The organism is Sphingobium sp. RC1, from assembly GCF_059738765.1.
On sequence record NZ_AP027306.1, the window covers coordinates 266,627 to 278,341 of the forward strand.

Consider the following 11,715-nt stretch of genomic DNA (forward strand, 5'->3'; position numbering starts at 1 on the left):
CATGAACGGGCGCGCCGCCGCCCGCGCGATTGACGCTCTGCGCCGTGGTTGGGCGGTTACCGTTCGTGCGACCGACGGCGCAATACGCGTCATGGCGGTCGAGGGCGCGGATGCGGTGACGCTGAAGACTTTCGATCCTGCGGGTAAAGCCGACATACTGATCGCCGCTGCCCGGGGTGAGACATTGAAGCTCGCCAACCAACTGGCAGCGGCTGATCCCGACATGCCCGTGCTGATCGCCCGCGCGCCGTGGATCGATGGCGATGTTGCTACCGCGATCGCTGACCCGGTACTCGACCTCTCATCACCTTTGAAGGGACCGTTTGCGGCCAAACGCCTTGCCGCGCCGCTGGCGGCTAAGGCCACGCTCAAGCTCGCCCGGCTGGCGGGTATCCTGCCTGCCTTCTTTTTGGGACTGGAAGGAGAGACGGAGGCCGAAGTCAGTGCCGATGACATCGACGCTTATGATGACGCCGCTCATCTTGCCATAGCGACGCGCGCGCGGCTGCCGGTGTCAGCCTGCGAGACCGCCGAGATCATTGCCTTTCGCAGTCCGGACGAGCCACGAGAGCATGTCGCCCTGATCGTCGGGACGCGGGACTCCTCGCCGCCGATCATCAGGTTGCACAGCGAATGCCTGACGGGGGATGTGCTGGGCAGCCTCAAATGCGATTGCGGGCCTCAATTGCATGAGGCGCTGCACCGGATCGCCGATTCCCGCTGGGGCGTCCTGCTTTATCTTCGGCAGGAAGGCCGGGGGATTGGGCTTATCAACAAATTGCGGGCCTATGCCTTGCAGGATCAGGGTTTCGATACCGTCGATGCCAATGTCCGCTTGGGTTTCGCCATCGACGCGCGCGATTTCTCGGTCGCGGCGCGTATGCTGAAGCTGCTGGGCATCGAAGAGGTGCGGCTGCTCACGAACAATCCCAAGAAGGTGGAGGGGCTGGAAGGCGCGGGCATCAAGGTGGCCGAACGCCTGCCCATCATCCTGCCCGCCAACCCGCACAATGAACAATATCTGGCGACCAAACGCGATCGTACCGGGCATCAGCTGTGACCACGATCTATGTGGACAGCACCGCCGGGCGGTTGCGGTTCGGCACATTGGTCATGTCATGCACGCTCGGCCGTGGCGGCGTGTGCGCGGCGGCCGATAAGCGGGAGGGGGATGGCTGCACGCCGCTAGGGGCCTGGCCGCTGCGGGGCGTTCTGCTGCGGCTCGGAAAGGCGGAACCTAGCGCGATCCGGCTCCCATGGCGCTGGGTGAGAGAGGGTGATGGCTGGTCCGACGACCCTGCCGATCCCGCCTACAACCGGCCGGTGCATCTTCCATGCCGCTTTTCGGCGGAATCGCTCCTGCGCGGCGATGATGCCTATGATGTGATCGTCGTGCTGGGACATAATGATGCGCCGCCGGTGCCGGGTCAGGGCAGCGCGATCTTTCTTCACCTGTCCGAAGGGCGTCCTACGGCGGGCTGTATTGCTATCGACCGTGGCGACATGTTGAAACTGCTGCCGCTGCTGGCTCCCGGCGACGTTGTGGAGATAGTTTAGGTTCAGGCCTGCTCCAGAGCCTCGCCAATCTCACCGCCAGCCGATTCGAGCAACCGCCGCTCCAATGTCTGGATACGTGCCTTGCTCTCAATCTTGCCGCCCAAAAGATCGGTCACATAAAATGTATCGACCGCGCGTTCGCCATAGGTGGCGACATGGGCGCTATGCACAGTGACCTTCGACTGGAACAATGCGTTGGCAAGGCTGAAGAGCAGGGCCGGGCGATCGCGTGCATTGACCTCGATCACCGTGAACCGATTGGACGCCTTGTTGTCGATCAGCACATTGGGTTCGATCCGGAACGCTTCGGCGCGGGTGCGGGGCAGGGGGCGCGCTTCCAGCTTCGTGATCATGCGATGGCGATTCGCCAGCGAATCCTCGATCGCATTGCGGATACGGGTCAGTTGTTCCGGGCTATGGAATGCGCCGCCCAACGGGTCCTGCACAAGGAAGTTGTCGATGGCGACGCCGTCGCGCGTGGTATGGATGCGCGCATCGATGATATTGCCGCCCGCCAGATGGATCGCTCCGGCGATCCGGTAGAACAGGCCCGGATGGTCAGCGGCATAGACGGTGACCAGCGTGGCGCCGCGCTGCGGATAATATTGCGCAGCAATCGATAAGGGCGAATCGCCCGACGCCAGGATATGCTGCGCATTGTGGATCAGGATGTCCTCAGGCTCGGCGATCCAGTAGGATTCGGGCAGGCGCTTGCTGAGCTTCTGGAAGTCGGCCTTCGACATGCCGAGCGCCTTGCGCAGCGATTCCTGTTTGGCGGTGACGCGCTCACCGCGACCCTTTTGCTTGTGGCCAAGCCGCAGCACTTCCTCGGCAGCCTCATAAAGGTCGCCTAGCAGCTGTCGCTTCCAGCTGTTCCACACGCCGGGACCGACGGCGCGGATGTCCACGACGGTGAGGCAGAGCAGCAGGCGAAGGCGCTCGGGGCTCTGCACCACCTCGACGAAATCGAGGATCGTCTTGTAATCGGCCAGATCACGCTTGAACGCCGTGGCCGACATCAGCAGATGATGGCGCACCAGCCAGGCGACGGTTTCCGTTTCGGCCGGCGTCAGGCCAAGGCGCGGGCAGAGATGGTCGGCTACCTCGGCGCCAAGCACGCTATGGTCGCCGCCACGGCCCTTCGCGATGTCGTGCAGCAGAGCCGCGACATAGAGCACCCGGCGCGACACCAGCTTGCCCATGATCTCGGTGGACAGCGGATGGTCTTCCACCAGATCGCCCTTCTCCACCCGGGCCAGAAGCCCGACTGCGCGGATGGTATGCTCGTCCACCGTATAATGGTGATACATATCGAACTGCATCTGCGCCACGACGCGGCGGAAATCGGGAATGAACCGGCCGAACACCGTCGATTCATTCATCCAGCGCAGCACCGTTTCCGGATCACGGGGCGATGTCAGCACATCCATGAATGCGGCGTTGGCGCGAGCATCGCGGCGGATTTTTGCCGTGATCAGGCCCGCGTCCCTGCTGGCGGTGCGCATGGCGCTTGGGTGGATGCCCAATTCATGGCGATCGGCCACCGCGAATATTTCGAGTAACCGCACCGGGTCCTGTTGGAAAAAGTCGTCGCTTGGCAGCGCGAGCCGACCGCGGTCCAGCACGAACCCGTCCAGTTTCTTGGGACGACGGAATATGGATGGAATATAGCGCCGCCCTTTCGCCGCCATCTGGTCGTCCAGATGCGCAAGGAACACGGCGGTCAGGTCGCCCACGATTTTTGCGTTCAGGAAATAATAGCGCATGAAGCGCTCCACGCCGGAGCGGCCCTGCCGCCCCGTAAAGTGCATCCGCGTGGCAGTCTCCAGCTGTAGATCGAACGTCAGGCGATCTTCCGCCCGCCCTGTGATCATGTGCAGATGGCATCGGACGGCCCAAAGAAAATCCTCTGCCTTCTGGAATTGCCGCAGTTCCAGATCAGTCAGCAAGCCCACATCCACTAGTTCGGCGACGGACTTCACCCGATTCACATATTTGCCGATCCAGAACAGCGTGTGGAGGTCGCGCAGCCCTCCTTTGCCTTCCTTGACATTGGGTTCAACGACATACCGGCTATCGCCCATGCGCTTGTGCCGATCGTCCCGCTCCACCAGCTTTTCTGTGACGAAAGCGCGCGCCGTCCCCTGCATCACCTCAGCATCGAACCGCTTGGCGGTGTCCTCGTACAGCGCTCGGTCGCCCCAGACATAACGCGCTTCGAGCAGTGCCGTGCGCACGGTCAAATCCGCTTTGGCCATGCGCATGGTTTCATCGATCGACCGGCTCGAATGCCCGACCTTTAGGCCCAAGTCCCAGAGCGAATAGAGCATGGATTCGATGACCTGCTCGGTCCACCCGGTTGGCTTCCATGGCGTGATGAAGGCGATATCGACGTCGCTATGCGGCGCCATTTCACCACGGCCATAGCCGCCTACGGCCATCAGGGTGATGCGCTCGCCCGTGCTGCGATTGCTGGCAGGATAAAGATGATGCGTGGTTGCATCGTAGAGCAGGCGCAGAATCTGGTCGATCAGGAACGCAAAGGCGGTCACGGCCTCGCGTCCCCGCGTGGGCTTTGCCTCCAACCGCTTCGCGACATCGACGCGTCCGGCATCCAGCGCAGTCTTCAGTTCGCGAACCACCAACCCCCGCAGTTTCGCTGGGTCGCCCCTATGTTCCTGCGCCAGCGCGTTGATGCTGTCGGAAATCTCGCGCCGGTCGATGATGGAACGGCGAGAGCCAAGGGAGGGGAACTGCATGACCATAGGCTCAATCTAGTGTCAGCTGCTGGCGGCGGCCAGTTGTTTCAAGCGATAAAGCTGCTCCAGCGCCTCACGGGGAGAAAGAGCATCGGCATCGATCATGTCGAGCGCGGCGCGCAGAGCATCGACCGCTTCCTCTTCCTGCGCTGCGGCGGCGGCAAAGAGGGGAAGGTCATCCAGGCCCGCTGCGATGCCGCCAGTCTTTGCCCGGCCAGCCTCCAGTCGGGTCAGCACATCCTTGGCACGCTTCAGAACGGCGGGCGGCAGCCCGGCAAGCCGCGCGACGGCGAGGCCATAGCTGCGGTCTGCTGGCCCCTCCGCCACCTCATGAAGCAGGATAAGATCGCCTTTCCACTCGCGGGCACGCACATGATGTAGCGATAGCGACGAGAGAGACTCCGCCAACCGTGTCAGTTCATGATAGTGCGTCGCGAACAGGCACCGGCAGCGGTTGACCTCATGCACCGCTTCGACGACCGCCCAGGCGAGGGCCAGACCGTCATAGGTGGATGTGCCGCGCCCGACTTCATCCAGGATGACGAAACTGCGTTCCGTCGCCTGCGAAAGGATCGCGGCGGTTTCCACCATTTCGACCATGAAGGTCGATCGCCCGCGTGCGAGATTGTCCGATGCCCCCACGCGACTGAACAACCGATCGACCAATGTCAGCGTCGCCGATTGAGCAGGCACATAGCTGCCCGCCTGCGCGAGAATCACGATCAACGCATTCTGCCGCAGGAAGGTGGATTTGCCGCCCATATTTGGGCCGGTGACCAGCCAAAGCCGGTCTTCTGCACCTAGACAGCAATCGTTGGCGACGAAGGGCTGCCCTTCCTTCCGCAGCGCGTTCTCGACAACGGGATGTCGGCCGCCGATGATCTCAAGGCAGGGTTCACCGCCCTCCTGGGGTAGAAAATGCGGCCGCTGCCAGCCCCCTTCGGCTGCGCGTTCCGCCAGCGCTGCTCCAACGTCCAGCCGGGCCAGCGCATCAGCGGCCAGTGCGATCTCTGCCTTGCGAGCCAGGGCGGCCTCGACAAGATCCTCCAGATGCGCGGCCTCGGCCACCAGCGCATGGGCACCCGCCTGCGCGACCCGTCCGGCCTGTTCATGCAGATCGACCGAATTGAATCGCACCACGCCCGCCAGCGTTTGGCGGTGCGTGAAGCCGCTGTCCGGCTGCATCAACGGATCGGCGGCGCGTGCGGGCACTTCGACATGATAGCCAAGCACGCCATTGTGCCGGATCTTCAGCGATGCGATGCCGGTGCGCTCGCGATAGCTTGCCTCCAGAGCAGCGATCGCCCGCCGTCCGTCGCCTGCCATCCGCCGCAGCTCGTCCAGAGCCGGATCGTAACCGTCGGCAATATATCCGCCATTGGCCGTCTCGGTCGGCGGACTGGGAACCAGCGCCCGCGAAAGGCTGTCCACCAACGCTCCGTGGCCATCGAGGGCTGGCAGCAGTTGCTGGAGCAGCGGCGGTTGATCCGGCAATCGCCCAAGTCTTTCGCGGAGCATTCGCGCTTCATTAAGCCCGTCGCGCAGCTGTCCCAGATCGCGCGGACTGCCTCGGCCCACGGCGATACGCCCAAGCGCTCGCCCGACGTCGGGCAATGCCCTTAACGCGGCACGCAACTGATCGCGCAGCAGCGGGTCGTCATGGAGGAGTTGCACCAGACCCAGCCGCGCCTCGATCAGGCTCTGGTCCATCAACGGCGCCGACAGGTCCTGCGCCAGCAGCCGGGCGCCCGCGCCAGTGACCGTCCGATCCACCGCCCCCAACAGGCTCCCCGCGCGCGCGCCGCTCATCGTCGCGCTGATCTCCAGGCTTTCCCGGGTGGCGGCGTCGATCGCCACATGGGTGCCACTCGCCTTGCGAACGGGGGGCGCCAGAAAGGGCAGGGTGCCCTTGCCCGCATGATCGAGATAGGAGACCAGTCCGCCCATCGCGGCCAGCTCCGCCCGGCTGAATTGGCCGAATCCATCGAGGGTAGCTACGCCAAACAGCCGCTTGAGCGCTGACTCGGCCCGATTGCTGGAAAATGCCGCACGATCGAACGGGTGAGCTTCGGGTAGATCGAGGGCGAGGCCCTCGGGCACGACGATCTCGCTCGGCCGCAGCCGAGCCAGTTCGGCGGGCAGGTCGCTTATCCGCAGCGTCAGCGTTTCGAACCGTCCGGTGGAAATGTCGGCTGCGGCTATCCCGATCTCGCCTGCCCCATCGCCGCCCGTCTGGGCCAGCGCCACCAGCATGTTGTCGCGCCTGGAATCGAGCAGCGTCTCCTCGGTCAGCGTGCCCGCCGTGACATAGCGTACGATGGCGCGGGCCACGAGCGCCTTGCTGCCGCGCGCCTTGGCCTCCGCGGGGGTTTCAGTCTGTTCGGCGATGGCGACCCGGTGTCCGGCCTTGATCAGCCGCGCCAGATAATTTTCGGCGCTATGCACCGGCACGCCGCACATGGGGATTGGCGCGCCGCCATGCTCCCCCCGGCTGGTGAGTGCGATGTCCAGCGTAGCCGCTGCCGCCTTGGCATCGTCGAAAAAAAGCTCGAAAAAGTCGCCCATGCGGTAGAAGAGCAGGCAATCCTGCGCCTCAGCCTTCAACGCCAGATATTGCGCCATCATCGGCGTCGGCTGGGTCGCGGCGTTTTCCTTGGGGCTGTGCATGACCGACAGGCGATAGCCGCAAGCGGCAGTTCAGGAAAGGGCATGAAAAAACGTGCCGCTCGCGCTTGCCGACAGGTCGGGCTTGCCGCTAGGGCCTGTTTACTAGGTATAGAGGGGCGGATGCGTCATGGCTGATAAGTCGAGTGTGGAATTTTCCGAGCGCGAGGCGCTGTTCTTCCATTCGACTGGCAGGCCGGGCAAGATCGAAATCATCGCGTCCAAGCCAATGGCGACGCAGCGCGACCTCAGCCTTGCCTATTCGCCGGGTGTCGCCGTGCCGGTGCGCGCCATCGCCGCCGATCCGCAGACCGCCTATGACTATACGGCCAAGGGCAATCTGGTCGCGGTCATTTCCAACGGTACAGCGATCCTTGGCCTTGGCAATCTGGGCGCGCTCGCGTCCAAGCCGGTGATGGAAGGCAAGGCGGTGCTGTTCAAGCGCTTCGCCGATGTGGATTCGATCGATATCGAGCTTAAGACCGAGGACGTCGACAAGTTCATCGATGCGGTGGAACTGATGGAGCCGAGCTTTGGCGGCATCAACCTTGAAGATATCAAGGCGCCGGAATGCTTCATCATCGAGCAGACTCTGAAAGAGCGGATGAACATCCCGGTCTTCCACGATGACCAGCATGGCACGGCCATCATCGCCGCCGCTGGCGTCATCAATGCGGCGATGCTGACCGGGCGCGACCTTAAGGACATGAAGGTCGTGGTGAATGGCGCAGGGGCCGCCTCCATCTCCTGCACCGAACTGATCAAGGCGATCGGCGTCTCGCACGACAATGTCATCATGTGCGACAGCAAGGGTGTGATCTACCAGGGCCGCACCGAAGGAATGAACCAGTGGAAATCGGCGCATGCGGTGAAGACCGACGCCCGCACGCTAGGCGAAGCCATCAAGGGCGCTGACGTGTTCCTCGGCTTGTCGGTTGCCGGAGCGGTGTCGCAGGACATGGTGAAGGCGATGGCGGCAAAGCCGATCATCTTCGCCATGGCCAATCCTGACCCGGAAATCGCGCCTCCCGATGTTCTGGAAGTTCGCCCGGATGCGATCGTTGCTACCGGCCGCTCGGATTATCCGAACCAGGTCAACAATGTGCTGGGCTTCCCGTTCATTTTCCGGGGCGCTCTGGACGTGCGCGCAACGGGTATCAACGAACCGATGAAGGTAGCAGCGGCGCATGCCATTGCCGAACTGGCGCGCGAACAGGTGCCGGAGGAAGTCGCCAAGGCTTACGGCCGTTCGCACAGCTTCGGTCCCGATTATATCATCCCGGCGCCGTTCGACCCGCGTCTGATGGAGGTTGTTCCGGTAGCGGTCGCGCAGGCGGCGATGGAAAGCGGAGTCGCGCAAAAACCGATTGCCGACATGGCGGCCTATCGCCAGTCGCTCAAAGGCCGGTTGAACCCGACGACTTCGGTCCTCACCATGGCCTATGAGGTTGCCAAGGCCAATCCCAAGCGCGTTGTGTTCGCAGAAGCGGAGGAGGAAGTAGTGCTGCGCGCCGCCATCCAGTTCCGTGACCTTGGCTATGGCATCCCCGTTCTCGTCGGCCGGAACGAGGTCTATGACAAGCTGAAGGCGCTTGGCGTCCGCGATCCTGAAAGTTTTGAACTGCACAACAGCGTCAATTCGCCTCTGGTGCCCGAGATGGTGGATACGCTCTACAGCCGCTTGCAGCGGCGCGGTCATCTGCGGCGCGATTGCGAACGCATGGTCAATCGCGATCGCAATATCTTCGGCACCCTGCTTGTCAGCATGGGTCACGCAGATGCGATGATCACGGGCGTGACGCGGCCGTTCGCCCAGACTCTGCGCGAGGTGAAGCGCGTCATGGACCCGGTGGTGGGGCGCACTGCCTTCGGCATCCATATCATGGTGTCGAAGGACAAGACGGTGTTCCTGGCCGACACCACCGTCAATGAACGGCCATCGGCCAACGAACTGGCCGACATCGCCGAGGGCACTGTCGCGGTCGCACGGCGCATGGGCCATGACCCGCGCGTCGCCTTCCTGTCCTATTCCAACTTCGGCAACCCGCCGGGCGGCCATCTGGAAAATGTCCGCGATGCGCTGAAGGTTCTCGATGGCCGGAACGTTGATTTCGAATATGAGGGCGAAATGACCGCGGATGCGGCGCTTAATCCCGCCGTCATGAAAAATTATCCCTTCAGCCGCCTGTCCGGCCCCGCCAACATACTCGTCATGCCCGGCTTGCAGTCAGCCAACATCTCGGCGAAATTGTTGCGCGAACTGGGCGGCACGACGATGATCGGCCCGATGCTCGTGGGCATGGAGAAGTCGGTGCAGATCGCGACCATGGCATCCAACGCGTCCGAACTGCTGACGCTGGCGGTACTGGCTTCGGCAGGGGTGGCTCTCTAAGGGCGGTCAGGGCTAGCCCTGCCGCCAGAGCGCGAGCTCTTCCGGACGATCGATATCGAGTTCCAGTCCGGGCCGTTGCACGCTGCGAAAAGGCAGGTCGAGCCTGTCCGCTTCGGCCTTATGCGCGGTAAAACTGCCCTCTCCATAATGGAAGCGGAACTCGGCCGCGCCCGGCAGGGGGAGTGACAGAGCGTTGGTGCCGGTGCCCGCATGATCGGGCGCGATCGCGATGCCATCCCTCGGCAGGTTCAGCAGTGCCGTCACATCGTCAGGCTCGATCAAAGGAAGATCAGCCGACAATATCAACAGCCGATCAACCCCTTCCCCAATCGCCGCGTCCCGTGCGCTGGTCAGGGCTACGTTCAGGCCTTGCCCCGGATCGTTGAGCAGTGGAATATCCTCTGCCAGATCATGGCGCGACGGCCCCAGCAATAAAACCTCCTCCCGCCCCGCAACTGTTTGAGCGGCAGTAACCGTTCGGCGCAGCATCGTCGCCACCAGCCTTCGCCTCTCATCCTCACCAAGCACAGGGGATAGCCGTGTCTTGCACAATTGCGGCGCCTTGACCGGGATGACGATCCAGCAGCGCACGGTTCAGCTGGCGATCCGGTTCGCCAGCGTCAGAGCGCCACGCGCAACCCTTTCCCGGTCCTCCAGCGTCTTCATCAGCGTGTCGCAAACGTAATGCGGGATCGAAATGTCAGAGGCGTCGTCGCGTTCGTCGATTAGCAGTCCGTCGATCACATCCGCATAATGGGCCGCGATGCTTTTATTAGTCACGGTCAGGCCCAGCTCCTGCATCAGCTTGGCGGTGGGTCCCTTGACCGCCTGGCCCCCGACGATCGGCGACACCGCAACAATCGGCGCGCGAGCGGAGACCAATGCTTCCCGGATGCCAGGCACTGCCAGGATCGGATCGATGCTCAGCCAGGGATTGGACGGTGCTATCACAATGGCCCGTGTGTCAGGGGCGGTGATCGCTTCGATCACGCCTGCCGCCGGTTTAGCGCGCTCTGCCCCTTCGAAACGAATGGCCCGCACTTCTGGCGCGCAGCGGCGTTCGACGAAATAGCGCTGGAACGGCATGTCGCCTTCACTGGTGTTGAGATGCGTCGCAACCGGGTCATCGCTCATCGGCAGGATGGTAAGGTCCAGCCCCCATGCAGCAGCGAAGCGGGCGGTAATCGCGCTCAGCCTCTCTCCCCGCGCCAGCAGATGAGATCGCAGCACATGCAGCGCCAGATCGCCGTCGCCCAGCAGGAACCAATCTTCGCCGCCCAAGGATTTGAGGGCGTCCATGAAGCTCCAGCTCTCGCCTTCCCGGCCCCAGCCCTGGGCCGCATTGGCCTTACCGGACAGGGTGTAGAGAAGGGTGTCGATGTCAGGAGAGATGGCGAGCCCGAAGTGCCGGAAGTCGTCGCCCGTGTTCACAATGGCGATAATCTGTTCCGGCGGGCAAATACGCATGAGCCCCAGCACCAGCTTGGCACCGCCCACGCCGCCAGTCAGCGTCACGATACGGCTCATCGAAACAGATCCTCCTCCAGCGGCCGGACAAGCGCCGTTGCAGGCGCGTCGCCCTGGGGCAAGCGCAATCCCCGCATAAGCACGGCCGGAATGCCTTCGGCCCCTTCGCCTGTGACTAATGCGGCGGCGGTCGCAATCTGGTCCGCCAAGGCGATCTGCGTCACTTCCAGGCGGCGGCCATCCCTGTCCCTGTCTCCCCTTCGGTCGATCAGCGCAGGCAAGTGTGCCGCGCCTATGGCAACGCCAACCACCCCGTAGCGCCATGGCCGTCCGAAGCTGTCGGATATCACCACCCCAGGCGCGATCCCGCCGTCGGTAAGGGCATGGCTGATCGCGGCAGCTGAGCGATCAGGATCGAGGGGCAACAGCAACGCCCGTTCCGGGCCGCCCGGGCCGATATTCGACCGATCTATGCCGCTATTGGCCATGACATGGCCCAGCCTGTGACGAGTGATCAATATATGGGGCACGGCACGGACGACGGCGACGCTTTCCCGCAGCACAAGTTCGACAAGGCGCGGGTCCTTTCTGGTGATTGTCGCCAATTCCAGAGCCTCCGGCGTCGGCTCGACCTGGGCAAGATCGACCATGCGACCTTCCGCCTTGGACAATATCTTCTGCGTGACGACCAGTACGTCCCCGTCCAGCAACGGCAATAGCCCTGCCACCTTCAGAGTGTCTTGCAGCAGGACGGCCAAATCGTCACCGGCACAAATTTCAGCCATGCCGGTCAGCGGGTGAATTGAAATCATAAGGCGCTGTAGCGCGCGACTGGTCCAGTGGGTAGCCGCCCTGTCGTCATAATCAGGGCGGCGT

At 63.1% G+C, this 11,715-nt stretch carries 8 protein-coding genes; 3 read left to right on the forward strand and 5 right to left on the reverse strand.

Translation table 11 applies throughout. The features are described 5' to 3' along the window. Position 1: 1 nt before the first annotated feature. Both ribA and AC6JBC_RS01335 read left to right on the forward strand, forming a co-directional pair. Entirely contained in the window at positions 2-1,060 is a 1,059-nt protein-coding gene (gene ribA / locus AC6JBC_RS01330; RefSeq protein WP_498024960.1) for a GTP cyclohydrolase II, read from the forward strand. Then, positions 1,057-1,557, forward strand: coding sequence for a L,D-transpeptidase family protein (locus tag AC6JBC_RS01335; protein WP_498024961.1), 501 nt, complete (start codon positions 1,057-1,059; stop codon positions 1,555-1,557). The genes ribA and AC6JBC_RS01335 overlap by 4 nt, the downstream gene beginning before the upstream one ends. Before the next feature lie 2 nt (positions 1,558-1,559). Here AC6JBC_RS01335 and AC6JBC_RS01340 read toward each other — a convergent pair whose 3' ends face one another. Further along, entirely contained in the window at positions 1,560-4,322 is a 2,763-nt protein-coding gene (locus AC6JBC_RS01340; RefSeq protein ID WP_498024962.1) for a [protein-PII] uridylyltransferase, read from the reverse strand. Between the two features lie 15 nt (positions 4,323-4,337). Beyond that, positions 4,338-6,983 carry a DNA mismatch repair protein MutS gene (gene mutS / locus AC6JBC_RS01345; protein WP_498024964.1) on the reverse strand — a complete coding sequence of 882 codons (2,646 nt, stop codon included), beginning with the start codon at positions 6,981-6,983 and terminating at the stop codon, positions 4,338-4,340. A gap of 127 nt (positions 6,984-7,110) precedes the next feature. Here mutS and AC6JBC_RS01350 point away from each other — a divergent pair, with 127 nt between their 5' ends. Then, a complete protein-coding gene (locus tag AC6JBC_RS01350; RefSeq protein WP_498024966.1) occupies positions 7,111-9,372 on the forward strand; it encodes an NADP-dependent malic enzyme in 2,262 nt (753 codons plus the stop codon). Between the two features lie 12 nt (positions 9,373-9,384). Here the strand turns inward: AC6JBC_RS01350 and cofC are convergent, their stop codons facing one another. The 3 genes from cofC to cofE are packed head-to-tail and all read right to left on the reverse strand — an operon-like array spanning position 9,385 to position 11,651. After that, positions 9,385-9,963, reverse strand: coding sequence for a 2-phospho-L-lactate guanylyltransferase (gene cofC / locus AC6JBC_RS01355; protein ID WP_498024967.1), 579 nt, complete (start codon positions 9,961-9,963; stop codon positions 9,385-9,387). Between the two features lie 3 nt (positions 9,964-9,966). Continuing rightward, complete coding sequence (cofD, locus tag AC6JBC_RS01360; RefSeq protein ID WP_498024968.1) at positions 9,967-10,899, reverse strand: 2-phospho-L-lactate transferase; 933 nt, start codon at positions 10,897-10,899, stop codon at positions 9,967-9,969. Further along, positions 10,896-11,651, reverse strand: coding sequence for a coenzyme F420-0:L-glutamate ligase (gene cofE / locus AC6JBC_RS01365; RefSeq protein ID WP_498024969.1), 756 nt, complete (start codon positions 11,649-11,651; stop codon positions 10,896-10,898). The genes cofD and cofE overlap by 4 nt, the downstream gene beginning before the upstream one ends. Between the last annotated feature and the right edge of the window lie 64 nt (positions 11,652-11,715).

Coding starts and splice junctions, on each gene's coding strand:
- ribA (WP_498024960.1), top strand. CDS start 2: ATGAACGGGCGCGCCGCCGCCCGCGCGATTGACGCTCTGCGCCGTGGT.
- AC6JBC_RS01340 (WP_498024962.1), bottom strand. CDS start 4,322: ATGGTCATGCAGTTCCCCTCCCTTGGCTCTCGCCGTTCCATCATCGAC.
- mutS (WP_498024964.1), bottom strand. CDS start 6,983: ATGCACAGCCCCAAGGAAAACGCCGCGACCCAGCCGACGCCGATGATG.
- AC6JBC_RS01350 (WP_498024966.1), top strand. CDS start 7,111: ATGGCTGATAAGTCGAGTGTGGAATTTTCCGAGCGCGAGGCGCTGTTC.
- cofD (WP_498024968.1), bottom strand. CDS start 10,899: ATGAGCCGTATCGTGACGCTGACTGGCGGCGTGGGCGGTGCCAAGCTG.
- cofE (WP_498024969.1), bottom strand. CDS start 11,651: ATGATTTCAATTCACCCGCTGACCGGCATGGCTGAAATTTGTGCCGGT.